The 24190-nt window shown below is 67.7% G+C and carries 20 protein-coding genes; 13 read left to right on the top strand and 7 right to left on the bottom strand.

What is annotated here, in order from left to right; translation table 11 throughout:
• The first annotated feature begins 9 nt into the window (after positions 1-9).
• The 3 genes from ligA to def are packed head-to-tail and all read left to right on the top strand — an operon-like array spanning position 10 to position 3778.
• A complete protein-coding gene (gene ligA, locus BM436_RS08660; protein ID WP_093555110.1) occupies positions 10-2355 on the top strand; it encodes an NAD-dependent DNA ligase LigA in 2346 nt (781 codons plus the stop codon).
• Positions 2352-3245, top strand: coding sequence for a UTP--glucose-1-phosphate uridylyltransferase GalU (gene galU / locus BM436_RS08655; RefSeq protein WP_093555109.1), 894 nt, complete (start codon positions 2352-2354; stop codon positions 3243-3245). The genes ligA and galU overlap by 4 nt, the downstream gene beginning before the upstream one ends.
• Positions 3242-3778, top strand: coding sequence for a peptide deformylase (def, locus tag BM436_RS08650; protein WP_093555108.1), 537 nt, complete (start codon positions 3242-3244; stop codon positions 3776-3778). The genes galU and def overlap by 4 nt, the downstream gene beginning before the upstream one ends.
• A gap of 118 nt (positions 3779-3896) precedes the next feature.
• Here the strand turns inward: def and recJ are convergent, their stop codons facing one another.
• Both recJ and BM436_RS08640 read right to left on the bottom strand, forming a co-directional pair.
• Complete coding sequence (gene recJ / locus BM436_RS08645; protein ID WP_093555107.1) at positions 3897-5591, bottom strand: single-stranded-DNA-specific exonuclease RecJ; 1695 nt, start codon at positions 5589-5591, stop codon at positions 3897-3899.
• On the bottom strand, positions 5588-6622 hold the full coding sequence (locus tag BM436_RS08640; protein ID WP_093555106.1) for a hypothetical protein: 1035 nt from the start codon (positions 6620-6622) through the stop codon (positions 5588-5590). Before BM436_RS08640 ends, recJ begins: the two co-directional genes overlap by 4 nt.
• A 125-nt stretch (positions 6623-6747) precedes the next feature.
• Here BM436_RS08640 and BM436_RS08635 point away from each other — a divergent pair, with 125 nt between their 5' ends.
• Genes BM436_RS08635 through BM436_RS08620 form a run of 4 tightly spaced genes read left to right on the top strand, consistent with a single transcriptional unit; the run spans position 6748 to position 10794 of the window.
• On the top strand, positions 6748-8031 hold the full coding sequence (locus tag BM436_RS08635; protein ID WP_093555105.1) for a lipoprotein-releasing ABC transporter permease subunit: 1284 nt from the start codon (positions 6748-6750) through the stop codon (positions 8029-8031).
• 3 nt (positions 8032-8034) lie between these two features.
• A complete protein-coding gene (locus BM436_RS08630; protein ID WP_093555104.1) occupies positions 8035-9303 on the top strand; it encodes a lipoprotein-releasing ABC transporter permease subunit in 1269 nt (422 codons plus the stop codon).
• Positions 9296-9994, top strand: a complete 699-nt coding sequence (gene lolD / locus BM436_RS08625; RefSeq protein ID WP_093555103.1) for a lipoprotein-releasing ABC transporter ATP-binding protein LolD — start codon at positions 9296-9298, stop codon at positions 9992-9994. The genes BM436_RS08630 and lolD overlap by 8 nt, the downstream gene beginning before the upstream one ends.
• Before the next feature lie 2 nt (positions 9995-9996).
• Complete coding sequence (locus BM436_RS08620) at positions 9997-10794, top strand: TatD family hydrolase (protein ID WP_093555102.1); 798 nt, start codon at positions 9997-9999, stop codon at positions 10792-10794.
• Between the two features lie 20 nt (positions 10795-10814).
• Here BM436_RS08620 and BM436_RS08615 read toward each other — a convergent pair whose 3' ends face one another.
• Positions 10815-11795 (bottom strand): hypothetical protein, encoded by a 981-nt coding sequence (locus tag BM436_RS08615; protein ID WP_093555101.1) that lies wholly within the window; start codon positions 11793-11795, stop codon positions 10815-10817.
• A gap of 170 nt (positions 11796-11965) precedes the next feature.
• On the opposite strand from BM436_RS08615, the gene BM436_RS08610 reads away from it, so the two are divergent.
• The 3 genes from BM436_RS08610 to dcd all read left to right on the top strand — a co-directional run bounded on the left by BM436_RS08610 (position 11966) and on the right by dcd (position 16078).
• Entirely contained in the window at positions 11966-14518 is a 2553-nt protein-coding gene (locus BM436_RS08610) for a DNA internalization-related competence protein ComEC/Rec2 (RefSeq protein ID WP_093555100.1), read from the top strand.
• 62 nt (positions 14519-14580) lie between these two features.
• Positions 14581-15417: an alpha/beta fold hydrolase gene (locus tag BM436_RS08605; RefSeq protein WP_093555099.1), complete on the top strand. Its 837-nt coding sequence runs from the start codon at positions 14581-14583 to the stop codon at positions 15415-15417.
• A 94-nt stretch (positions 15418-15511) separates the two neighbouring features.
• On the top strand, positions 15512-16078 hold the full coding sequence (gene dcd / locus BM436_RS08600; protein WP_093555098.1) for a dCTP deaminase: 567 nt from the start codon (positions 15512-15514) through the stop codon (positions 16076-16078).
• 13 nt (positions 16079-16091) lie between these two features.
• Here the strand turns inward: dcd and BM436_RS08595 are convergent, their stop codons facing one another.
• Positions 16092-17621: a sensor histidine kinase gene (locus tag BM436_RS08595; protein ID WP_093555097.1), complete on the bottom strand. Its 1530-nt coding sequence runs from the start codon at positions 17619-17621 to the stop codon at positions 16092-16094.
• A gap of 2 nt (positions 17622-17623) precedes the next feature.
• Positions 17624-18313 carry a response regulator transcription factor gene (locus BM436_RS08590; RefSeq protein WP_093555096.1) on the bottom strand — a complete coding sequence of 230 codons (690 nt, stop codon included), beginning with the start codon at positions 18311-18313 and terminating at the stop codon, positions 17624-17626.
• A 172-nt stretch (positions 18314-18485) separates the two neighbouring features.
• On the opposite strand from BM436_RS08590, the gene BM436_RS08585 reads away from it, so the two are divergent.
• The 3 genes from BM436_RS08585 to BM436_RS08575 are packed head-to-tail and all read left to right on the top strand — an operon-like array spanning position 18486 to position 20717.
• On the top strand, positions 18486-19100 hold the full coding sequence (locus BM436_RS08585; protein WP_229489656.1) for a Spy/CpxP family protein refolding chaperone: 615 nt from the start codon (positions 18486-18488) through the stop codon (positions 19098-19100).
• A gap of 27 nt (positions 19101-19127) precedes the next feature.
• A complete protein-coding gene (locus tag BM436_RS08580; RefSeq protein ID WP_093555095.1) occupies positions 19128-19790 on the top strand; it encodes a hypothetical protein in 663 nt (220 codons plus the stop codon).
• 21 nt (positions 19791-19811) lie between these two features.
• Positions 19812-20717, top strand: coding sequence for a peptidase associated/transthyretin-like domain-containing protein (locus BM436_RS08575; RefSeq protein ID WP_177307062.1), 906 nt, complete (start codon positions 19812-19814; stop codon positions 20715-20717).
• Between the two features lie 102 nt (positions 20718-20819).
• Here BM436_RS08575 and BM436_RS08570 read toward each other — a convergent pair whose 3' ends face one another.
• Together BM436_RS08570 and BM436_RS08565 are read right to left on the bottom strand one after the other, a co-directional pair.
• A complete protein-coding gene (locus tag BM436_RS08570; protein WP_093555093.1) occupies positions 20820-22247 on the bottom strand; it encodes a DUF1501 domain-containing protein in 1428 nt (475 codons plus the stop codon).
• A gap of 20 nt (positions 22248-22267) precedes the next feature.
• On the bottom strand, positions 22268-23974 hold the full coding sequence (locus BM436_RS08565; RefSeq protein ID WP_093555092.1) for a DUF1800 domain-containing protein: 1707 nt from the start codon (positions 23972-23974) through the stop codon (positions 22268-22270).
• Positions 23975-24190 lie beyond the last annotated feature (216 nt).

The raw sequence follows: 24190 nt of genomic DNA, 5'->3' as shown, positions 1-24190 counted from the left end.
GGCCGCCCGATGAGTGACATGGAATACCAGGCCAAGCTGGAGCGGGCGGCCTGGCTGACCGCGGAATTGAACCGCCACCTGCACGCCTACCACGTGTTGGACGCGCCCACCATACCGGACCCGGAGTACGACCTGCTGTTCATCGAGCTGCAGCGGCTCGAGGCGGCGCATCCCGAGCTGCAAAATCCGGACTCGCCCACCTTCCGCGTTGGCGCGGCGCCGCTGCCGCAGTTCGCGCAGGTGACGCACACCGTGCCCATGCTGTCGCTGAACAACGGCTTCAGCGAGGAGGACGTGGAGAACTTCGACCGCCGCGTGCGCGAAGGGCTGGACGTGCTGCAAGTGGAGTACGCCGCCGAGGTGAAGTTCGACGGCCTGGCCATCAACCTGCGCTACGAGAACGGCCTGTTCGTGCAGGCCGCCACGCGCGGCGACGGCTACACCGGCGAGGACGTCACCGCCAACATCCGCACCATCAAGGGCATCCCGCTGCGCCTGCACGGCGACGGCATGCCGGCGCTGCTGGACGTGCGCGGCGAGGTGCTGATGTTCAAGGAGGACTTCGCGAAGATGAACGCGCGCCAGCGCGAGGCCGGCCAGAAGGAATTCGTCAACCCGCGCAACGCGGCCGCGGGTAGCCTGCGCCAGCTCGATTCGCGCATCACCGCCCAGCGCACGCTGCGCTTCTTCGCCTACGGCATCGGCGCGCTGGAAGGCGCGGCCATGCCCGAATCGCACTCCGCGCTGCTGGACTGGTACGCCGCGCTCGGCCTGCCGGTGGCCAAGGAACGCGCCGTGGTGCGCGGCGCCGACGGCCTGCTCGAGTACTACCGCAAGATCGGCGCCAGCCGCCCCGGCATGCCCTACGAGATCGACGGCGTGGTCTACAAGGCCAACCGCCTGGCGGACCAGCGGCAACTGGGCTTTGTCTCGCGCGCGCCGCGTTTCGCCATCGCGCACAAATTCCCGGCCGAGGAGGCCACCACGCTGGTGCACGACATCGAGGTGCAGGTGGGCCGCACCGGCGCCATCACGCCGGTGGCGCGGCTGGAGCCGGTGTTCGTGGGCGGCGTGAACGTCACCAACGCCACCCTGCACAACGAGGGCGAAGTGCAGCGCAAGGACGTGCGCGTGGGCGACACGGTGATCGTGCGCCGCGCCGGCGACGTGATCCCCGAGGTGCTGGCCGTGGTGCTGGAAAAGCGTCCGCGGCCCGAGCCGCCGCGCTACGTGCTGCCCAAGACCTGCCCGGTGTGCGGCTCGCACGTGGTGCGGGAAGAGGGCGAGGCCATCGCCCGCTGCTCCGGCGGCCTGTTCTGCTCCGCGCAGCGCAAGGAGGCCATCCGCCACTTCGCCGGCCGCCGCATGATGGACATCGAGGGCCTGGGCGACCGCTACATCGACAACCTGGTCGAATGCAATCTGGTGCACAGCGTGGCCGACCTGTACAAGCTGACCTTGGACGACCTGCTGAAGATGAAGCGGCTGGCCGATGAACGCGACGGCACGACGCCGGAAACCGTCGTCCAGGGCAAGATCGCCACCAAGTGGGCAGACAACCTGCTCGAAGCCATCGCCGCCAGCAGGAACCCGCCTCTGGAGCGGCTGCTGTTCGCGCTGGGCATACGGCACGTGGGCGAATCCACCGGCAAGACGCTGGCCGAATGGCTGGGCCGCTTTGCGCTGATCCGCCACGCGCCGGTGGCGCTGCTGCGCGTGCTGCCCGACATCGGCGGCACCGTGGCCGAGGCCATCGCCGAGTTCTTCGCCGAGCCCAAGAACCAGCAAGCCATCGACGCGCTGCTCGAGCACGTGCAGCCCAGGGACGAGCACCCGCCCAGCGCCAAGCTGCGCGAGAAACTGGACATGGTCAAGCTGATGGCCGCGCTGGGCATCCCCAAGATGACCGAGCCCCGCTGCAGGCAACTGGTGGAGCAGGGCATGACACTGGAAGCCCTCGCGCACCTGTCCATCTTCACCGTGTTCGGCCTGCCCGCCGCCACCGCCGCCGCGCTGGAGGAATGGATGGCGCAGCCCGGCAACCGCGGGCAGCTGCTGGCGCTGGACGCGCTGCGCAACGAGCTGCTGGCGCAACTGCCGGAACAGACGGCGTCCGAGGGCGCCCTGAGCGGCAAGACATTCGTACTGACCGGCACCCTGCCCAACCTGAGCCGCGACCAGGCCGGCGCCATGATTGAAGCCGCCGGGGGCAAGGTGGTAGGATCGGTATCGAAGAAAACCGGCTACGTGGTGGCCGGCGCGGAAGCAGGTAGCAAGCTGGCCAAAGCAGAAGAACTGGAAATTCCCATCCTTGATGAAGCGGCGCTGCTGGCGCTGCTGGAGAATAATAAATGACGATAATCCGAAAAGCAGTCTTCCCCGTAGCAGGCCTGGGCAGCCGTTTCCTGCCCGCCACCAAGGCGCAGCCCAAAGAAATGCTGCCCATTGTCGACAAGCCGCTGATCCAATACGCGGTCGAGGAGGCGGTGGCCGCCGGCATCACCGACATGATCTTCATCACCGGCCGCAACAAGCGCGCCATCGAGGACCATTTCGACAAGGCCTATGAACTGGAGGCGGAGCTGGAGGCGTCGAACAAGACCGCGCTGCTGGAAATGGTGCGCAACGTCATACCGAAGCATGTGAACTGCATCTTCATCCGCCAGTCCGAGGCGCTGGGCCTGGGCCACGCGGTGCTGTGCGCGCGGCCGGTGGTGGGCGACGAACCGTTCGCCGTGCTGCTGGCGGACGACTTCATGGACACCAACGGCCACGCCAAGCCGGTGCTGGCGCAGATGACCGACGTGTACGCGTATGAACGCGCCTCCATCCTCGCGGTGCAAAACGTCCCGCGCGAAAACACGCGCCAGTACGGCATCGTCAGCGCCAGCGCCTACCAGGAAAAGCTCGAGATCGTGTCCGGCATCGTCGAGAAGCCCGCGCCGGACGTGGCGCCGTCCACGCTGGCCGTGGTGGGGCGCTACGTGCTGTCCGGCAGCATCTTCAACTACCTGGAAAACCTCGGCACCGGCGCCGGCGGCGAAATCCAGCTGACCGACGGCATCGCCGCGCTGATGAAAAACGAGCGCGTGCTGGCCTACCGCTACGACGGCACCCGCTACGACTGCGGCTCCAAGCTGGGCTACCTCAAGGCCACCACCGCGATGGGCATGAAGCACCCCGAGATGGGCGAGGAATTCCGCGCCTACCTGCGGGACGTGCAATCGGAACTGGAGGTGCGATGACGGTACGTGAAATCCTGCGCATGGGCGACCCGCGGCTGCTGCGGGTGGCCGAGGCGGTCCAGCAATTCGACCAGCCGGCGCTGCACGCGCTGATCGGCGACATGTTCGACACCATGCACGCCGCCAACGGCGCCGGCCTGGCCGCGCCGCAGATCGGCGTCAACCTGCAGATCGTGATCTTCGGCTTCAAGCAAAACACGCGCTACCCGGACGCCCCGCAGGTGCCCGAGACGGTGCTGATCAACCCCGTGATCACGCCGCTGACGGAAGAGAAGGAAGAAGGCTACGAAGGCTGCCTCTCGGTGCCTGGCCTGCGTGGCAGCGTGCCGCGCTACACCAGGCTGCGCTACGAAGGCCAGGACCAATACGGCAAGCGCATCGAGCGCGTGGCCGACGGCTTCCACGCGCGCGTGGTGCAGCACGAAGTCGACCACCTGTACGGCATCCTCTACCCCAGCCGCATCGTCGACTTTCGCACCTTCGGCTTCACCTCCGTGATGTTCCCCGACCTCGACCCCGCCGACGACGATTAACACTTTTACATCGGTGTCAGGCGCGACATTCGGACACGGCCTCGGCTGTAGCGGCCCAAATGACTCGGCGTCCCCGTCCGAATGTCGCGCCTGACACCGATGTGTTTTTGATAATTTTTCAGGCGGGTTCGGCGTGCTCGACCAGCAGCTGGACCTTGGTGGTGCCGTTGTATTCGTTGGCGTCGAGCCGGAACGCGACGCGGGCGCGCACGCCCAGCGATTCGGTGTGGCCGAACCAGATGGCGTCGTAGCGTGCGCCGTTTTTCTCGAGCAGCAGCTTGAGGTGCCGCTCCTTTAATATCCGTTGGCTGACCACGCGGAATTCGTCGCAGAACAGCGGCGGCGCGAAGCCCTGGCCCCATACCTGGCCGTCCATCAGCTCGATGAACTGGGTGGTGTAGCATTCGTCCTCCAGCGGCCCGTCGGTCTCGATCACCCGTTCCAGCTGCTGCTCGTTCAGCCATGAGCGCCCGACCGCCTCGAAGGCCAGGCAGAAGGCGTCGAAGGCCTCGGCGCGGATGCTCAGGCCCGCCGCCATGGCGTGGCCGCCGAACTTGTCGATCAGCGTCGGCGCGCGCTTGGACACCAGGTCCAGCGCGTCGCGCAGGTGGAAGCCGGGAATCGAGCGCCCGGAGCCTTTCAGCCAGCCGTCGCCCGCCGGCGCGAAGGTGATCGTCGGACGGAAGAACTTCTCCTTCAGGCGCGAGGCGACGATGCCGATCACGCCCTGGTGCCAGGCCTCGTCGAACACGGCGATGGTGCAGCTGTTGGCCGGTTCGAACTGGTCCAGGTGCAGCAGCGCCGCGTCCTGCATCTCGGCCTCGATCTCGCGCCGCTTGAGGTTGATTTCGTTGAGTTGCTGCGCCAGCGCCCAGGCGCGGTCCTCGTCGTCGGTCAGCAGGCATTCGATGCCGAGCGACATGTCCTCCAGCCGTCCGGCCGCGTTCAGGCGCGGCCCCACCGCGAAGCCCAGGTCGAACGGCGACGCGGTGCGCGCCTGGCGGCCGGCCACGCGGAACAGCGCGGCCACGCCCGGATGCATGCGGCCCGCGCGCATGCGCTTCAGGCCCTGCGCGACCAGGATGCGGTTGTTGGAGTCGAGCTTGACGACGTCGGCCACGGTGCCCAGCGCCACCAGGTCCAGCAGGCTGTCCAGCTTGGGCTGGGTGGCGGCGTCGAACACGCCGCGGCGCCGCAGTTCGGCGCGCAGCGCGAGCAGCACGTAGAACACCACGCCCACGCCCGCCAGGTTCTTGCTGGGGAAGCCGCAGGCCGGCTGGTTGGGATTGACGATCACGCGCGCGTCCGGCAGCGTGTCGGCCGGCAGGTGGTGGTCGGTGACGACCACTTCGATGCCGCGCCGGTTGGCCTCCGCCACGCCCTCGATGCTGGCGATGCCGTTGTCCACGGTGATGATGATGTCCGGCTGCTTTTCACGCGCGGTCAGCTCGACGATTTCGGGCGTGAGGCCGTAGCCGTACTCGAAGCGGTTGGGGACGATGAAGTCGACATTGGCGCCCATCGCCCGCAGGCCGCGCATGGCGGTGGCGCAGGCGGTGGCGCCGTCGCAGTCGTAGTCGGCCACGATCACCATGCGTTTTTGCGCGGCGATGGAGTCGGCCAGGAACACGGCCGCCGCGTCGATGTGCAGCAGGCCCGATGGGGCGATCAGCGACGCCAGTTCGCTCGACAGTTCCTTCGGGTCGGTCAGGCCGCGCGCGGCGAACAGGCGGGCCAGCACGGGGTGGATGCCGCCCTGGCGCAGCAGCTCCGAGGTGCGGAACGGGCAGGGACGGGTGGCGATACGGGTCATGACGATAACTTCGCGAGTGAGGGCTTGCGCCAGAATTTGCGCAGCGAGCCTTTGGTGATGGTGAATTCGGCGAGCGTGGTGCGGTTGGTGAGCACCAGTTTCAGGCTGGCCAATCGGCCGGACTTCAGCGCCTCCAGCAGGGGCGCGAGCCATTCCTGCTCGATGCGCTGCATGTGCATCAGCCAGGGCGACCAGTCGCCGCCCTTGCCGGGGGCGATCAGGTCGCCCAGCATGACGGTGGCGTCGCCCGATTGCGCCAGCATCGACGCGGCGGTCGGCGCGCGACGCTCCGGCGGCGCCAGCGTTTCCAGCCACTCGGGGCAGCCCGCGACGAATAATGGGCCGTTGCCGCTCAAGGCGCCTGCCGTGCCATCTTCCGCGCCGGCCCACAGCCAGAAGGAGTTCACCGGCTGCAGCCCGCCCTGCTGGCGCGCCTCGTTGACGGGATGCTCGTGCCACAGCATCTGCACCTCGTTTTGCAGCTTGCGGAAGTCGCGCTTGGTGGGGCCGTCGGGCATCCAGTCGGCCAGGTTCTCGCCGGCGGCCGCGTCGGGCGATGCGGTGCGCAGCTCCCGCCAGTCGTCCGCCCGCATGAACCACAGGTTCGCGCTCCCATACAGCAGCGGCTTGCCCACCTCGTCGAAGTAGGGCTGGACCAGGTCGAACAGCGCGCGCGAATCGGCGTCCTCCAGGCGGAGGTGGCGCGGGTCCGCCATGGTCAGGTGGGTGCGCGCCAGCTGCACGTGCACCGGCTGCACGACGAACCACCAGCCCTCGCGGTCCGGCAGTCCCAGGCCGCGCATGACGGCATGCGCGAACGGCGCCTCGTCCGGCCCGGCCGCGCCATGGGCGCGCGCCAGCCACGCCTCGTGCGGCAGCAAGCGCGCCTCCGCCACGGTCACGACCGGCGCCGATTCGTTATTGCGCGAGAGTAACATCGACAGCGCGGGCGTCTGCATGGCGCGGGCGAGGTCGTTGGCGAGTTCCGGCGGTGTGAGGGCGAAAGGCAGGACGAGGGTGAGCTGATTCATGGGGCGTCATTTTACCCGACCGGCGGCGGCGGCGGACATCCGCCCACGGTGCGGTGTTTCACCCTAGGAAATTGATTGTGTGGCACACTTCTGGCTCTGAACGTTTACACCCCTTATCGGAGCCCATGAGTAACATCAAGAATCTGCCGTCGAATTTACCCTTTGAATGGCTGGTCGGCCTGCGCTACACGCGCGCGGGCAAGCGTAGTGGGCGCAACAGTTTCATCTCCTTCATCTCCGCCATTTCCATGGCCGGCATCGCGCTGGGCGTGGCGGCGCTGATCATCGTGCTGTCCGTGTACAACGGCTTCCAGAAGGAGGTCACGGAGCGCATGCTGTCGGTGCTGGGCCATATCGAAATGTACGACGTGCGCGGCGGCGGCATGGCCGATTGGCAATCGGTCGCGCGCGAGGCGCTGAAGAACAAGGAAGTGAAGGCCGCCGCCCCCTTCGTCGAGACCCAGGCCATGCTGGTCCACGGCAGCGACAAGCTGCGGCCCGCCATCGTGCGCGGCATATTGCCGGAGCAGGAGGCCAGGGTCTCCAGCGTGGTGGGCCAGGTCAAGCAGGGCAGCTTCGACGCGCTGCGCCCCGGCGCCTTCGGCATCGTGCTGGGCGCCGAACTGGCGAAGGCGCTGGAGGTGGAAGTCGGCGGCAAGGTCGCCATGGCGCTGGCGCAAAGCGGGGCCAATCCCATGAGCGCCGCGCCCAGCATGCGCATCTTCACCGTGGTGGGCACCTTCGAGGCTGGCCACAATGAATTCGACTCGGGCTTGGCCTATGTGAACCTGGAGGACGGCCAGCAGATCCTGCAACTGGCCGGCCCCTTCGGCCTGCGCCTGCGCGTGGCGGACACGCAGCGCGCGCCCCGGATTGCGGCCGAGCTGAAGTTCGCTATGGGCGAGGGCATGCTGGTGCGCGACTGGTCCAAGCTGAACGCCAACTGGTTCGCCGCCGTGCACACGCAGAAGAACATGATGTTCATCATCCTCACGCTGATTATCGCGGTGGCCGCCTTCAACCTGGTGGCCACGCTGGTGATGACGGTGACGGACAAGCAGGCCGACATCGCCATCCTGCGCACGCTGGGCGCCTCGCCCCGTTCGGTGATGCACATCTTCATGGTGCAGGGCGCGCTGGTGGGCGTGCTGGGCACCCTGATGGGCGTGGCCGGCGGCGTGCTGCTGGCGGCCAACGTCGATGTCATCGTGCCTTTCATCGAGCGCGCGCTGGGCATGAAGTTCCTGTCCAAGGACATCTACTTCATCAGCGCCGTGCCTTCCGACCTGCGCCTGGGCGACGTGGCCGTGATCGGCGCCACCGCCATCGGCCTGGCCTTCGTGGCCACCCTGTATCCCAGCTGGCGCGCCGCCAAGGTGAAGCCGGCCGAAGCGCTGCGTTATGAATAGAGTATGAGCATGTTAAAGAACCTCCCATTTGAATGGCTGGTCGGCCTGCGCTACACCCGCGCGGGCAAGCGCAGCGGCCGCAATGGATTTATATCGTTTATTTCGTTTATCTCGCTGGCCGGCATCGCGCTGGGCGTGGCGGCGCTGATCATCGTGCTGTCCGTGATGAACGGCTTCCAGAAGGAAGTGACGGACCGCATGCTGTCCGTGCTGGCGCACGTCGAGGTGTTCGACAAGGAGGCCGGCATGCCGGACTGGCAGGCCGCCGCGAAGGAAGCCTTCAAGAACCCGGAAGTGAAGGGCGCCGCGCCCTTCGTCGAAACCCAGGCCATGCTGCAGCACGGCGGCGACACGCTGCGTCCCGCCGTGGTGCGCGGCGTGCTGCCGGAGCAGGAGCCCAACGTGTCGGACGTGGCCAGCCATGTGCGCTACGGCAGCTTCGACGCGCTGCGCTCCGGCGAATTCAAGATCGTGCTGGGCATAGACCTGGCTCGTGCGCTGCAGGTGAACGTGGGCGACAAGGTGACGATGATGCTGGCGCAGGGCACGGTCACCCCGGCCGGCGTGGTGCCGCGCATGCGCTCCTTCACCGTGGCCGGCATTTTCCGCGCCGGCCACGCGGAGTTCGACGCGGGCCTGGCCTTCATCCATATCGAGGACGCGCAGCGCATGCTGCGCCTGCAGGCGCCGGCCGGCCTGCGCTTGCGGCTGGCGGACATGCACCGCGCCCCCGAGGTGGCGGAGCAATTGAAGAAGTCCATGCCGGGCAATCTGGAGGTGCGCGACTGGTCCAAGCTGAACGCCACCTGGTTCGCCGCCGTGCAGACCGAAAAGCGCATGATGTTCATCGTGCTGGCGCTGATCGTCGCCGTCGCCGCCTTCAACCTCGTCTCCACGCTGGTGATGACGGTGACCGACAAGCAGGCCGACATCGCCATCCTGCGCACCCTGGGCGCGTCGCCCGCGTCCATCATGAAGATCTTCGTGATCCAGGGCGCGCTGGCCGGCGTGCTGGGCGCGGCGGCCGGCGTGGGCGGCGGCGTGCTGGTGGCCCTGAACATCGATGTGATCGTGCCGTTTATTGAGCAATTATTGGGAGTACAGTTCTTGTCGAAGGATATCTACTACATCACCTCCGTGCCATCGGACATGCGCTGGCCGGACGTCACCAGGATCGGCATCGTCGCCGTGATCCTGGCCTTCCTCGCCACGATCTACCCGAGCTGGTGGGCCGCGCGCGTGAAACCGGCGGAGGCGCTGCGCTATGAGTGACATCAACAACAATGCGGTGGTGCTGTCCTGCCGCGGGCTGGGCAAGACCTTCACGCAGGGCACGTACAGCGTCAAGGTATTGCAGGGCATAGACATCGACGTGCGGCGCGGCGAGCGCGTGGCCATCGTCGGCGCCTCCGGTTCCGGCAAGTCCACGCTGCTGCACCTGCTGGGTGGGCTGGACACGCCCAGCACCGGCATGGTTTCCCTGCTGGGCAAGGACTTCGCTAGCCTGGGCGAGGCCGCGCGCGGCGACCTGCGCAACGCCTCGCTGGGCTTCGTCTACCAGTTCCACCACCTGCTGCCGGAGTTCTCGGCGCTGGACAACGTGGCCATGCCGCTGATGATACGGCGCATGAAGCGCTCGCTGGCGCATGAACAGGCGCAGCAAATCCTGGCGCGGGTGAACCTGTCCAAGCGCGTCACGCACGTGCCGGGTGAACTGTCCGGCGGCGAGCGGCAGCGCGTGGCGCTGGCCCGCGCGCTGGTCACGCAGCCGGCCTGCGTGCTGGCCGACGAGCCCACCGGCAACCTGGACCACCACACCGCCGAGCAGATATTCGACCTGATGCTGGAGCTGTCCCGAACCTTGGGCACGGCCTTCGTCATCGTCACCCACGACGCGGAACTGGCGCGCCGCTGCGACCGCGTGCTGCGCCTGACCGACGAGGGATTGAAACAGGAGGCCTGATCATGTGGATAGACACGCACTGCCACCTGGACGCGCACGAGTTCGGAGGCGACGACGGCTCTCTGGAGCAGGCGCGCAAGGCGCGGGAGCAGGGCGTGTCCATGATCGTTATCCCGGCGATAGACCGGGGCAACCTGGACATCGTCGCCGGCTTGGCCGCGCGCACCGACAACGCCTGCTACGCGCTGGGCATCCATCCCATCTGCGTGCCCAGCGCCACGGAGGACGACCTGGCCGCGCTGCGCGCCAAGGTGGAGACCGCGATGGCCGATCCGCGCTTCGTGGCGATAGGCGAGGTGGGGCTGGACTTCTTCATCCCCATGCTGACCGAGCCGGCCATGCGCGAAAAGCAGATCCATTTCTTCCGCGAGCAGCTGCGCATCGCGCGCGAGTTCAAGCTGCCGATATTGACGCACGTGCGCAAGTCGCAGGACCAGGTGCTCAAGCACGTGCGGCAGATCACCCCCAACGGCGGCATCGCCCACGCCTTCAACGGCAGCTTCCAGCAGGCGCAGGGCTATATCGACGTGGGCTTCAAGCTGGGCTTCGGCGGCAACCTGACCTTCACGCGCGCCTTGCAGATACGGCGGCTGGCGGCGGAGCTGCCGCTGTCGTCCATCGTCATGGAGACCGACGCGCCGGACATCGCGCCGGCGTGGGTGCATCCCGGCGTCAACACGCCGGGCCAGGTGCCGCGCATCGGCGCGGTGCTGGCCGAGCTGCGCGGGGTTGGCGTGGAGGAGGTGCGGGACGCCACCACCGCGAACGCGCGCGCCATCTTGCCGCGCATGGGGATCTGAGCCGGCGGCGGTGGAGGAGCTTACGTCGCGGTGGGGGTGGTAGGGCCGGTAGGGCCGGTCGGAGCGGTCGGTGGGGGAACGACTGGCACTGGTTTCAAATCCTTGAGGTCGCTGCAGAGGGAATTCAATCCGCCATTGAACATCGCCTTCACATACGGCGACAACTTTGCGTCGTGGATGCTGATTGGCCGCTTGCCCGCGCCTGAGCCCAGCGTCCGGCTGTCCAGCGTGGGCAAGTTGATTTCGATGCCCGCCTTGGTCATCTGGCCTGCCAGGTGGTCGATCCAGGCCGCGCAGAACCGGCACGTCTTTTTGAGCCCGCCCACGCATACAGGTTTGTTTAAATAGGGCCCCCGGTTGGTCCCCACGCAGTCAAACGCAAAGCCCAGCAATTTCAGCTCGGCGTGCACATCGGCGCTGTCTTCCAGCACGTTGATGTCCTTGGGCGAAGGGGCCGTAGTCACGAGCCCGACGCCATGCTTGGGCTTGGGTTTGACGTAGGCCGCCGTGCCCGACAGCGGCCCCGCGCCGACGAATTTGCGCAGGAACCATCCCTTGGACTTGTCCGCGTCGGATTTGGCCGTTCCCTTGAGAAGGGCGACCGCCTTCAGTTTTTCGTCGTCCGTCAGTTCGGTGAACGGAAGGGCCGCGAGGGCGCGCGCCGCGGTCGCTGTGTCGCTATAATTGCCGCGGTATTGCACTCCTGCCGCAGACATCCTGTCCAGGAAAGGCATGGCCAGCAGCCAATGGCTGTAGGCCATGCACTTCAGAAAACTGGCTTCATCGTTGACCCCGAACGCGTTCAGGTAGGCCTTCACCGCCAGGTGCTCGCTGAAATTGCCGGCTATGTACAGCTTCCCGCCAAACGTCATGCATTGGACTTCCTGAAGCTCGCCGCCAGTATCACTGACCTCGGTGGCGGTGTCCCAATTCCGGTTGGCGGCACTGGACGCGATGATGGCGGAGAACACACTGAGTTGGTTTGCGGTGTACGGGCCCATTGATATCCTTTCAAGAAGTCGATTTCCAGTCTACCTCCGTGATGTGAAAAGTGCAAAGTGGAATTTTTTGCACGATCTCCTCCCCGAAGCCGTGAGCCCCGTCAATACCCTGCACGGCTCGGTGGGGACAATTGGCGCTTTGGCGGTGCGTTTTCGCCGAGGAGTACAGCATGGCGCGTTGCACGATAGCCGGGTTTGTTGCGGGAGCGGCCTGGCTGAACACGCAGGCCTCGCTGCCGCCGCATATCTATCCGGCGCTGGCGGCGGTCGCAGGCGCCTGCATGGGCGTGGTCTGGCTGATGCGGCTCTCGAAGGCACGGCCCGCAGCCAAGGCCGCCGTGGCGCTGGTCTGCGGCGCGTTGCTGGGCTACCTGTGGGCGGCCCTCGTCGCGCGGGCCGCGCTGGAACCCGAGTTGGCCGCCGCCGACGAGGGCCGCAACATCACGCTGATCGGCACCGTCGACAATCTTCCCAACCGTTCCCCCCAGAGCGTGCGTTTCAACTTCGCGGTCGAGCAGGTCGTCGGCGGCGCGGTGAAAGTACCGCCGCGCGTGGCCTTGTCCTGGTACTCCGGGCTGCGCGGCGAACAGGTGCCGGTGGGCGATGTGCGGCCGGGAGAGCGCTGGCGGCTGACCGTGCGCCTGCAGCGGCCCCACGGCAACGCGAACCCTCACGGTTTCGACTACGAACTGTGGCTGCTGGAGCAGGGCGTGCGCGCCACCGGCTACGTGCGGCAGGAAGGGCCGAACGCCAGGCTGGCGCCGTTCGCCTACAGCTTTAGCAACGTCGTCGAGCGCTGCCGCGCCGTGCTGCGCGACCGTATTCTGAGGGCGCTCGAGGGCAAGGAGTACGCCGGCGTGATCGTCGCCCTGGTGATCGGCGACCAGCGCGCCATTTCGCAATCGGACTGGCAGGTCTTCAACCGCACCGGCATCGCGCACCTGGTCAGCATCTCCGGGCTCCACATCACGATGATCGCGGGGCTGTTCGCGCTGGCCGCGTCCTGGCTGTGGCGGCGCTCCTTTTACACGCGCGCCCAGTTGCCACTGCTGCTGCCGGCGCAGAAGGTGGCCGCCATCGCCGGCCTTCTCGCGGCGCTGGCCTATGTGCTGCTGGCCGGCTTCGGCGTGCCGGCCCAGCGCACGCTGTACATGCTGGCCGTGATCGCGCTGGCCTTGTGGCTGGACCGGCTGGCCAGCATTTCGCATATTCTGTGCCTGGCCGCCGGCGTCACCGTGCTGTTCGATCCCTGGGCGGTGATGTGGCCGGGATTCTGGCTGTCCTATGGCGCGGTGGCCGCGATACTGTATGCCACGGCTGGCCGCACCCACGCGCATCACGGCGAGGCCGGCGCGGACCCCGGCGCAAACGCCGGCGCCGGCACCCGCGCCGACGCGTCCGCGCTGGCACTGGCGCTGGTGGCGGCGGGCGCGGCGATCCCGGCGGGGGGCGGCTCCCTTGCGCATGCCAGCCATGCGCATCGCGCGCCGTTGTCCTGGCGCGAGCGGCTGCGCGCAAACGCGGCGCTCGCGGTGCGCGTGCAGGCCGCCGTCACCCTGGGACTGGTGCCGTTGACGATGCTGCTGTTCTCGCAGATTTCGCTGATCAGTCCCGTCGCCAACGCGATCGCGATTCCCGTGGTGAGCCTGCTCGTCACGCCGCTTGCGCTGGCGGGCAGCCTGCTGCCAGAGTTCCTGGCGGGCCCCGTATTGACGCTCGCGCATGGCGCCATCTGGCTGCTGGCGCAGGCCCTGCAATGGATGAGCGCTTCCAGCTTCGCGGCGTGGAGCGCGCCCGCGCCGCCGCCGTGGGTGTTCTGCCTGGCCCTGGCGGGCACGGCATGGATGCTGGCGCCGCGCGGCTGGCCCGTGCGCTGGCTGGGGGCCTTCAGCTGGATACCGCTGCTGGCGGCGGCGCCCAGCCATCCCGCGCCCGCCGCCTTCCGGGCCATCGCGTTCGACGTGGGCCAAGGCATGGCGGTGCTGATCGAGACCGGTGGCCACCGCCTGCTGTACGACACCGGGCCGTCCTACACGCTGGAGTCGAACGGCGGCAACCGGGTCATCCTGCCGTATCTGCGGGCGCGCGGCATCACCGCGCTGGACGGCCTGGTCGTCAGCCATAGCGACGCCGATCACGCCGGCGGCGCGCTGCCGGTGCTGGAAGGCGTGGAGGTGGGCTGGGCCGCGACGTCGCTGGCGGCCGGCCATCCGGTCGCGCGCGCGGCGGCCCGCCATGTGCGCTGCGCGGCGGGGCAGGGCTGGACATGGGACGGCGTGCGCTTCGAATTCCTCCACCCCGACGCCGCCAGCTACGGCGACGGCACGCTGAAACCGAACGCGCGCAGCTGCGTGCTCAAGGTCGGGATTCCGGGCCGCGCCATGCTGCTGGCCGGCGATATCGAGGCGGCGCAAGAGGCGGAACTGCTGGCGCGCGACGGCGCGCGGCTGCGGGCCGACATTCTGCTCGCCCCGCACCACGGCAGCGGCACCTCGTCCACCGAGCCGTTTCTTCGCGCGGTGAGTCCCGAAATCGGCGTCTTCCAGGTCGGCCACCGGAACCGCTATCATCATCCGCAGGCCAGGGTCTATGAGCGGTACGGCCAGCTCGGCATACGGCGCCTGCGCACGGACCAGGCGGGCGCGGTCGAAATCACCGTGGGGCCGGATGTGCGGGCGACCGAATACCGCCGCGAGCGCCCGCGTTACTGGCATGGCCGCTAGAGGCGGCGCACGTTAGTGGAACCCGTCTATTCTTTTGCTCGCAGGCATCATACAATTACCGGATGAATAAACCAAAGCTGCATTTTTCCCACGCTAACAGCTATCCGGCCGGGACCTACCGCCGCCTGTTCGAACTGCTCGGCGAGCATTACGATATCCAGGCGCTGGATATGCACGCCCACAACCCGCAGTATCCGGTGCAGACCGGCTGGCCGCACCAGGTCAAGGAACTGGTCGACGAGCTGACTGCGCGCTACACCGAACCCGTGATCCTGGTCGGCCATTCGCTGGGCGGGATGCTCAGCCTGATGGTGGCGGCCACGCGTCCGGACCTGGTGCGCTGCGTGCTGATGCTGGACTCGCCGGTGGTGGCGGGTTGGCGCGCCATGCTGCTGCGCGTGATGCGCCGCCTGCCGATCGCGGACCGCCTGTCGCCCGCCCGTTTTTCCGCCCGCCGCCGCAACGTGTGGCCGGACGCGCAAGCCGCCTACGAGCATTTCGCCAGCAAGGACATCTTCCAGGCCTGGGCACCGGGCGTGCTGCAGGATTACATCGACGCCGGCCTGAAGCCGCACCCGGAAGGCGTGCAGCTGCGCTACTCGCGCGAGAACGAGACGGAGGTCTACCGCGCGCTGCCCCACCATATCGGCGCGCTGGTCAAGCGCGGCCTGCGCGTGCCGGCCGGCTTTATTGGCGGCACCGAATCGGTGGAAAACCGCCAGGCGGGCCTGGAGGCGACGCGCCGCCTGGTGCGCAGGAACATGCGCATGGTCCCGGGCGGCCACCTGTTCCCCATGGAGGATCCGCAAATGACGGCCGCCGCCGCCCATGAAATGATCGTAAGGCTGCTGTCGCAGGTTGGAGCGCCCGCCCGCATCAAGCGCCGCCGCCGGTATTGAATCGGAAATTGTCCTTCAAGGCAGGGCCTTATTGTAAAATCCCGGGTGTTAGGCGCCCGGCGCCCCCCTGCAATCTTGAGAAAATGGTTTTGCGATGACGATTAAGAGCGACAAATGGATACGCCGCATGGCGGAGCAGCACAAGATGATCGAGCCGTTCGAGCCGGGCCAGGTCCGCATGGAGGACGGCCGCAAGGTGATCTCTTACGGCACCTCGTCTTACGGCTACGACATCCGCTGCGCTGACGAGTTCAAGATTTTCACGAACATCAACAGCACCATCGTCGATCCCAAGAACTTCGATTCCAATTCCTTCGTCGACATCAAGAGCGACGTTTGCATCATCCCGCCGAACTCCTTCGCGCTGGCCCGCACCATCGAGTACTTCCGCATTCCACGCAATGTGCTGACCGTTTGCCTGGGCAAATCGACCTACGCGCGCTGCGGCATCATCGTCAACGTGACGCCGTTCGAACCCGAATGGGAAGGCTACGTGACGCTGGAGTTCTCCAACACCACGCCGCTGCCGGCCAAGATCTACGCCGGCGAAGGCTGCGCGCAGGTGCTGTTCTTCGAGAGCGACGAGGTGTGCGAAGTGTCGTACAAGGACCGCAACGGCAAGTATCAGGGCCAGCACGGCGTGACCCTGCCCAAGGCTTAATTTCCTCTCGTCCTCAGGAGATCGGCAGGCCGATCTCCACGCACAGCCCGCCATCCTCGCGGTTGCGGGCGTTGATGCTGCCGCCATGCGCCTGCACCACCTGCTGGGCGATGGCCAGGCCCAGACCGTGGCCTTCCACGTCCTTGGGCTGGTCGCTGCCGCGGAAGAAGGGCTGGAAGATCGCCTCCAGGTCCGCCGGCGCCACACCCGGCCCCCGGTCCAGCACGCGGATGCGCAACTGGCCCCTGGCCTCGTCCGGGTCAAGCTCCACCCTGACCGTGCCGCCCGCGGGGCTGTGCTTGATGGCGTTGCGGACGATGTTCTCGATCCCCCGCGCCAGCAGGTCCGGCTGGCCGATGACGGCGACATCCGCCTCGCCGCGCAGTTCGATGGCGCGGTCGTGCGAGGCGGCCTCGAACTCGGCGTCGCCGACGATTTCTTCGAGTAGCTCGGCCATGCTGATTTCCTCCTTGGCCGAATTGAGCGCGCCCGCTTCCAGCCGGGCCAGCGTCAGCAACTCTCCCACCAGCTTGTCCATGCGGACGCTTTCGCGTTCGATCCGCTCCATCGACGCGCGCATTTTTTCCGGCTGCTGGTGCGCCAGGCCGATGGCGGCCTGCAGGCGCGCCAGCGGCGAGCGCAGTTCGTGCGAAACGTCGTGCAGCAAGCGGGTCTGGCCGTCGATCAGGCTGCGCAGGCGGGCGGTCATGTGATCGAAATCGCGTCCCAGTTCGCTCAGTTCGTCGCCGCCGCGCTTGCCGGATGCGTGCGCGAAGCGGGGCGCCAGGTCGCCATGCGAGGCGGCCTCGAAGGCCTGGCGCAGCGAACGGATGGGGCGCGAGAAGTACCACGCCAGCACTGCGGCGAACAGCAGGCTGGCCAGCACGGCGGCGGCAATGGGGACGAATGGCGTGAGCGGCTGGAAGCGCGGGCCGGGACCCGGGCCGCCGGGGCCGCCGGGTCCGCCGGGGCCACCAGGTCCGCCAAAGCGCCCGTCCGGCGGCGGGCCAGGAGCTGGACCGTCGGGACCATCGTTGCCGGGGCCGCGGGGACCGCGGCCGAACGTGGCGCCGGCCGCGCCCATCGCGGCCATTTCGGCGCCGCGCATGATGTCCGACGGGCCGTCCGGCGCCATGCCCGGCGCGCGCGCGGGCAGGAACAGCAGATAGCGGTGGCCATCGGCCGCCTTGGTTTCGCGCACCACGCGCTGACGCTGGCTGTTCGCCAACACCTGCCGCGCTTCCTGCACGGCGGCGGGGCGGGCGATGCGGCCCAGCAGTTCATGTCCCGTTTCATTCACGGCGTACACGCGGTGCCGGTCCATATTCTCCAGCAGCTTGCGCAAGGCCTCCACGCCGCCGAATTCCAGCGTGACGGCGGCCGAGGCGATGGCGTCCTCGGCGCGCGGCCCGGTGTCGATGTCGAGCTGCAGGGGGGATGCGCTGTCGCGGTTCTTCAGCCAGATGGCGCCCCCTATGCCCACTCCGGCCACCATCTGGGCCAGCAGGATGGAGAAGAAGAACTTCCAGAACAGGCGGCCCACGCTCACTCCTTGATGAGCTGATAGCCCATGCGGTACACGGTTTGCAGGCAGGAGCGGCCGTCGGCGATGGTGCCGAGCTTGTGCCGCAGGCTGCTCAGGTGGACGTCGATGTTGCGGTCGAAGCGCGCCATGGGACGCCCCAGGCCCTGTTCGGACAGGATGTTCTTGCTGACGGGCTTGCCCGCGTTGCGCGCCAGGACTTCCAGCAGGTTGAATTCGGTGCTGGTCAGTTCCAGCGCGTCGCCGGCCCAGGTGGCGCGGCGCTGCTCGGGCCACATGGTGAGCTGGCCCACCACCAGCGGCGAACTGGCGCCGCCGTCCATCGGCGCGCCCTGGGTGCGGCGCAGGATGGCGCGGATGCGGGCAGTCAGTTCGCGCGGCGTGCAGGGCTTGGCGACGTAGTCGTCCGCGCCCAACTCCAGGCCGACGATGCGGTCGGTGTCGTCGCCGCGCGCGGTCAGCATCAGGATGGGCAACTGGCTGTGCGCGCGGATGCGGCGCAGCGTTTCCAGGCCGTTCATGCGCGGCATCATCACGTCCAGGATGGCGATGGCGTACTGGCCGGAGAGGGCGGCCGCGGCGCCGGCCTCGCCGTCGTGCGCGGTCTTCACGTCGAAGCCTTCCTGCTCCAGGTATTCCTGGAACATGCCCACCAGTTCAATATCGTCGTCTATCAGCAGTACCTTGCTCATTGTGCGGCTTTGTGGATTGTCGAGAGCCCATGATAACGCACCGATGGAAGCGGAAAGCGGCTTTTACCCCGATTTACAACCGCGTTCTTTACATGGTTTTACGCCGCGCTAACCGCGCTTTACATGCCCGGACCGGACAATGGCTGCACTCAACAAACAACGAGGAGCAGTTATGAAGATCAAGAACATGACGCCGCTGACCGTGGCGCTGGCTGTGGCGCTGGCGCTGCCGCTGGCCACGTTCGCGGAAAGCACCGTGGAGAGTGGCGACGCAGGCTTCGGCCCGGGACCAGGCATGCACACCCCAGGCGGCCCCGGCATGCCGCCACCCGGCGCGGCGCCGGGCATGCGCGGCGGCCATGGCGTTCCCGGCGGCCCTGGCGGCCCCGATGGGCAGCGCCCCGACGGCGCGGGTCCGCAGGGAGCCGGCCCGCACGGTGGACCGCCGCCGATGTTCGCGCCGCCGCCATTCATGCGTGGCCTGGCGCTGACGGAATCCCAGCAGGACAAGGTGTTCACCATCCTGCACGGCCAGGCGCCTTACCTGCGCGAGCAGCAAAGGAATTTGCACAAGGCGCAGGAGGGACTGCACCAGATGAGCACCGTGGAGAAGTACGAGGACGCCAAGGCCGCGGCGCTGGCGCAATCGGCCGCGCAGGCCATGGCCAACCTGGAGCTGGCGCGCGTGCGCACCGAGCAGAAGCTGCTGGCCGTGCTGACCGCCGACCAGCGCAAGCAGCTGGACCAGCGCATGGCCGAGCTGCCTCCCCGCGCACCGCGTTCCTGATCCACACCGCATATTAGGAGATACCGCATGACGATTACATCCCTGACTTCCAGCAGCGCCGCCAGCCAGCTGAGCTACGTAAACAAACTGAACGCCACCAGCGGTGTCGGCGAGACCGGCCAGGCGCGGGGCACGCGGCCACCGCCACCTCCGGACGGAGGCGGCGGCTTCATCGACGCCATCGCCAGCGCGCTGAAATCCATCGGGGTTTCCGACAGCACCAGCGGCACCAGCTCGAGCAGCGGCACCGATGACAGTGACAGCACCACCAGCAGCGCCAACGCGGCGCAGGCGCTGGGCAGCTTCCTGCAGGAGTTGATGGGCGCCTTGCACGAGCAGGGCGCGTCGTCGTCGTCATCGTCGTCCGGCGATGGCCAGTCCTATGGACCGCCGCCGACCGGCGGTCCAGGCGGCCCTGGTGGCCCCGGCGGTCCGGGACAGCTGGCGGCGGACCTGCAAAGCCTGATCGCCAAGCTGGGTTCCTCCAGCGACGCCGAGGAATCCACCGACAGCACGGAAGAGACCAGCGATACCACGACCTCGCTCGAGACCTCGTTTGAAAACCTGCTGGCGGCGCTGGGCACGGACAGTTCGGATTCCAGCGGCAAGCTGGCCAGCTTCTTGCAAGCGCTGTCGGACAACATGCCCGGGGCGGGCACCAGCGGCAACCTGATCAACACTTCGGTATAACCAACAAAGCAGGAGAACCAGATGGAACATCACGACCACGACCACGACCAAGGCCTCGCGGCCGATCTCGATAAAATGTTGAAGCTCTCGACCAGCCGCCGCAAGTCCCTGCTGTGGTTGATGGGAGGCGCGGCGGCGCTGCCCGTGCTGGGTTGCGGTGGCGGCGGTTCGGACGCCAGCTCGACGACCGCCAGCACGACCGGCACCACCACCACCGGCACCACGACCACCACCACGACCGGGACCACGACCACCGGCACCACCACCACGACCACCGGCGCGTGCACCGTGATCCCCGAGGAAACGGGCGGCCCGTATCCGGGCGACGGCACCAACAGCAACAGCAGCGGCGTGGTCAACGTGCTGACCCAGAGCGGCGTGGTGCGCCAGGACATCCGCGGCAGCTTCAATGGCGCCACCGGCGTGGCCGCCGGCGTGAAACTGACCATCAAGCTGAAGATCCAGAACGCCAACGCCAGCTGCGGCGCGGGGTCCGGCTTCGCGGTCTACCTGTGGCACTGCGACCGCGACGGCAACTATTCGCTGTACTCGAGCGGCGTCACCGACCAGAACTACCTGCGCGGCGTGCAGGAGGCGGACGCGAACGGCGAAGTCACCTTCGTCACCATCTTCCCCGGCTGCTACTCCGGCCGCATGCCGCACGTGCACTTCGAGGTCTACCCGACGCTGGCCAAGAGCACCAACGCGTCCAACCGCATCAAGACTTCGCAGTTCGCCTTCCCCAACGCGACCTGCAACGAGGTCTACGCGACGACGGGCTACAGCGCCAGCGTGCGCAATTTCGCGCAGATCAGCTTCGCGACCGACAACATCTTCAGCGACGGCTATTCGCTGCAACTGGCCACCGTGACCGGCAACGTCACCGACGGCTACGTCGCCACGCTGACGCTGGCGGTCATCGCCTGAAGCCCGCGACGCCAGCCACGTCGGGGACAGACCCTCCGCGCCGCGCGTCTCGTAGAAGGTATGAGGCGCGGAACGCGGGTCTGTCCCCGGTTTGAGTTTGCCTCAGCCCATGAAGCCCAGGTCGCGGCTGGCGTAGTTGCCGATATTCGGGAACACGTCGGCGATCTGGGTGGCCGAGAGGCCGAACCAGTTCCCCAGCGTCGCCCCGTACTGGTCCACCGACACGGTGGGCAGCAGGGCGCCGCGCCCAACGTCCAGCGCGTGCCCCAGCCCGATTTGCGGGAACTGGCCGTAAATGTCGCGCCCCTTGACCGCGCCGCCGACCACGAAATGGTGCGCGCCCCAGCCATGGTCGGTGCCGTCGCCGTTGCTGGTGAGCGTGCGGCCGAAGTCCGAGGCCGTGAATGTGGTCACGTTGCGGCGCATGTCGGTCCCGCCGAGGCCGGCCAGCACGCCGTCGAAGTAGGACAGCGCGTGCGCCAGCCGCGCCATCTGCTCCGCGTGGTTGCCCTTCTGGTTGTCGTGCGTGTCGAATCCCCCCAGGCTGACGAAGAACACCTGCCTGCGCGCGCCCAGCGCGCCGCGGCCGGCGATGATGCGCGCCACCGTTTGCAGCTGTTTGGCCAGCATGTTCGGCGCCACCTCGTTGGTGTTCGGCGTGACGAAGGGCGACGGATCCGGCACGCCGCCCGCGCCGGCGGGCGCCATCGCCCCGGCCAGCGTGGCCTGGGCGCGGATGGCGCGCTCCACCACGTCCGCGTATTCGTTCTCGAAGATGTTGTTCTGCAGCCCGGAGGAGACCGACGGCAGCGGATTGACGGTGGCGCCATACAGCGTGCCGGTCAGCCCGCGTATCGGCATGGCGCCGGCCGCGCTGATCTGGTACTGCCGTATTTCGCGGCCGGACAGGTAGACCGCGTTGCCCGCCGCCGAGATGCAGGTGAACGTGGCCTGCGCATTGCCCCCGGCGACCAGGTCGCCGATGCGGCCGCCCCAGCCGAAGCTGGCGCCTTCCGGGCGCGAGGCCTGCCACATCGATTGCTGGTCGTTGTGCGAGAACAGCTTGGGCGGCAGCGGCGCGGACAGGGCCTGGAACTGCGCCAGCGTGGTCGGCTGGACCAGCGTCCCCACGTTGGCGACGACGGCGGCGCGTCCCTCGTCGAACAGGGTTTTCAAAGGCCCCAGCTGCGGGTGCAGCGCGTAGGCGCGGCCCTGGGCGTTCAGCGGCGAGACCGGCAGCACGCCGCCCGGCGCCCCGGCCTCGGGCAGCGCGATGGAGCTTGCGCCCTCGGTCACGCGCAGGCGCCGGTATTCGCTCCAGGACGCGCTGTCGGTGGCCAGCACGGTGTTGTAATGGTCGTTGCCGCCGGCGAGGAACAGGCACACCAGCGCCTTGTAGTCGTCGCCGGCCCCCTCGGCGGCGGCCGAGCCCAGCGCGGCGAGGTTGGCCGCGAAGGGCATGGCACCCATGCCGGTCACGGTGGCGAGGGAGCGCAGGAAGCGGCGGCGCGAGGGGTGATGTGAAGTCATGTGTGAAGTCATGCTTGTCCTTATCGTTGCACGATGTATTCGGGCGAGGCCATGGCCAGGAAGACGGCGGCGTAGACGCGGCTGTTCTTGCCGTTCTCCACGGCGCCGTCGTTGTAGCCGGTGGGCGCGGGCTGCGGCACCGATTCCACGGCGGCCAGCATGCGCTTGCGCAGCCGCTGGGACATGGTCCCGTTCAGCATCAGCAGGCCCACGTGCTCGACCAGCTTGGCCGGCTGGCTGGCCAGCGCCGCTGCCGCCGAGTAGTTCGCCGTGATATCGCGCCCGCTGCCGATGCCGAACTGGATGGCCGTCTGCATGAAATTCAGGTAGCCGGTCACCGAGGGTTCGCCCGCGATCTGCATCTCCGGCGCCACCAGGCCCGAGTAGGCGATCTCCGTGCGCGGCGGCGCGTAGCCCGGCCGGTAGTAGTTGAACACAGACGGCGCGCGCATCGGCGACTGGCCTATGCCTTCCAGCGGATCGTCCAGGTTGCCGACGCGGTAGCGGCCCGACGCGGAGCGCGCGTCGAAGGCGCGCAGCCAGTTCGCCAGGCGCAGCACCGGTTCGCGCAGCTTGTAGGCGGGGATGGCGGCGTCGCGCGCCTCCGGGTCCAGCAGCACGGCGCGGATCACGGCCCGCATGTCGCCGCGCACGCCCGAGCCGTTGTCGGCGAAGGCGGCGGAAACGCGGGCGATGTAGGCGGGGCTGGGGTTGCTCTTGACCAGGCGCTGTATCAGCTGGCGGCCGAAGAAGGGACCCACGTTGGGGTGCTTGAACAGCGTGTCCAGCGCCACTTTCAGGTCCGCCTCGCCGCTGCCGCCGCCGGCCACGCGCTGCCCCAGGAATTGCTTGTCGGAGCTCGAGTGCATGTCCGGGTAGTTCTGCATCGGCAGCCAGTCGCGGTTCGGGTCCGGCATGGCGCCGTAGAAGCGGTGTCCGATCTTGTCGGGCCCGCCCCAGCTCCATCCCGTGAACACCTTGGCCAGGCCGGCCACATCGTCGCGGCCGTAGGTGTCGATGTACCTGCCGTTCGCCGTGCGCCGGCTGCCGTCCGGGTTCAACTCGTACAGGCCGATGGTGAACAACTGCATCACCTCGCGCGCGAAGTTCTCGTCCGGGACCTGGGTGCCGGTCTCCTTGCGGTTGCGCAGGTGGGACAGGTAGAGGCCCATCATCGGATGCAGTGCCACGGCCTCCAGCAGCTCGCGGTAGTTGCCGAAGGCATGGGTGGCCAGCGTGTCGTAGTAGGTGGCCACGCCGCGCGGGTAGTTGGCCACCGTGCCGTCCTGCATGGAGACGACGAAGATCTGCGACAGCGCGAACGTCACGCGCTGGCGCAACTGGTCCTCGCCGCGCATGGCCTGGTGCCAGAAGCTCGCGTAGAACTCGCCGGCGCCGGCTTTCTCGCCGCTAGGCAGCGTGGCCGCGAGCTGTTCGTACATGGTGCGGTGCAGGGTTTGCGGCAGCTTGAACTGGGTGTCGATCCAGGCGGCGGGACCGCTGGCGGCGACGTCGGCGATGCCCTCCGCGTTGGGGCCGAAGGTGGCCTGCGCGAGGAAGCGCGAGGCCTGCGCGGAAGTCATGGCGCTGGCCGCCGTGGTGCCGCCGGCGAGCAGTCGCTTGACCGCGGGCGGGGGAGGGGCTTGGGTGCTTGGGGAGTCGGCGCCGTCGCCGCCGCAGGCGGCCAACAGCAGGGTCAGGGAGGTGGCGAATGTGATCCGTAGCATTGTTTTACCATGGGCAATTTCAGACTTGCAGGATTCTAGGGAGGTCGTGAAATTTGCTGTCTGGAAGCTTGCAATGGTGCGAAGAAATGTTGCGCGATTTAAGCGAACTTAGCAGTGAAATGGCCGAATTTGCGCCGCGCTTCTGTGCGGAAACGAACGTAGCCTCGTATTTTTTACAATTTTGTGGCGCGAAAGCCGCGCCCATGGTGCGGCGCG

This window comes from Pseudoduganella namucuonensis (genome assembly GCF_900116645.1).
Lineage (GTDB): Bacteria > Pseudomonadota > Gammaproteobacteria > Burkholderiales > Burkholderiaceae_D > Rugamonas > Rugamonas namucuonensis.
This window is presented reverse-complemented; position numbering and strand designations above follow the sequence as displayed.

Bases quoted from the DNA above. Each gene is read 5' to 3' on its own strand.
- recJ (WP_093555107.1), bottom strand. From the start codon at position 5,591: ATGACCCGTATCGCCACCCGTCCCTGCCCGTTCCGCACCTCGGAGCTG.
- BM436_RS08640 (WP_093555106.1), bottom strand. From the start codon at position 6,622: ATGAATCAGCTCACCCTCGTCCTGCCTTTCGCCCTCACACCGCCGGAA.
- BM436_RS08615 (WP_093555101.1), bottom strand. From the start codon at position 11,795: ATGGGCCCGTACACCGCAAACCAACTCAGTGTGTTCTCCGCCATCATC.
- lolD (WP_093555103.1), top strand. From the start codon at position 9,296: ATGAGTGACATCAACAACAATGCGGTGGTGCTGTCCTGCCGCGGGCTG.
- BM436_RS08580 (WP_093555095.1), top strand. From the start codon at position 19,128: ATGACGATTACATCCCTGACTTCCAGCAGCGCCGCCAGCCAGCTGAGC.
- BM436_RS08630 (WP_093555104.1), top strand. From the start codon at position 8,035: ATGAGCATGTTAAAGAACCTCCCATTTGAATGGCTGGTCGGCCTGCGC.
- BM436_RS08590 (WP_093555096.1), bottom strand. From the start codon at position 18,313: ATGAGCAAGGTACTGCTGATAGACGACGATATTGAACTGGTGGGCATG.
- BM436_RS08610 (WP_093555100.1), top strand. From the start codon at position 11,966: ATGGCGCGTTGCACGATAGCCGGGTTTGTTGCGGGAGCGGCCTGGCTG.
- BM436_RS08575 (WP_177307062.1), top strand. From the start codon at position 19,812: ATGGAACATCACGACCACGACCACGACCAAGGCCTCGCGGCCGATCTC.
- BM436_RS08585 (WP_229489656.1), top strand. From the start codon at position 18,486: ATGAAGATCAAGAACATGACGCCGCTGACCGTGGCGCTGGCTGTGGCG.
- galU (WP_093555109.1), top strand. From the start codon at position 2,352: ATGACGATAATCCGAAAAGCAGTCTTCCCCGTAGCAGGCCTGGGCAGC.
- def (WP_093555108.1), top strand. From the start codon at position 3,242: ATGACGGTACGTGAAATCCTGCGCATGGGCGACCCGCGGCTGCTGCGG.
- BM436_RS08570 (WP_093555093.1), bottom strand. From the start codon at position 22,247: ATGACTTCACATCACCCCTCGCGCCGCCGCTTCCTGCGCTCCCTCGCC.
- BM436_RS08605 (WP_093555099.1), top strand. From the start codon at position 14,581: ATGAATAAACCAAAGCTGCATTTTTCCCACGCTAACAGCTATCCGGCC.
- BM436_RS08565 (WP_093555092.1), bottom strand. From the start codon at position 23,974: ATGCTACGGATCACATTCGCCACCTCCCTGACCCTGCTGTTGGCCGCC.
- BM436_RS08620 (WP_093555102.1), top strand. From the start codon at position 9,997: ATGTGGATAGACACGCACTGCCACCTGGACGCGCACGAGTTCGGAGGC.
- dcd (WP_093555098.1), top strand. From the start codon at position 15,512: ATGACGATTAAGAGCGACAAATGGATACGCCGCATGGCGGAGCAGCAC.
- ligA (WP_093555110.1), top strand. From the start codon at position 10: ATGAGTGACATGGAATACCAGGCCAAGCTGGAGCGGGCGGCCTGGCTG.
- BM436_RS08635 (WP_093555105.1), top strand. From the start codon at position 6,748: ATGAGTAACATCAAGAATCTGCCGTCGAATTTACCCTTTGAATGGCTG.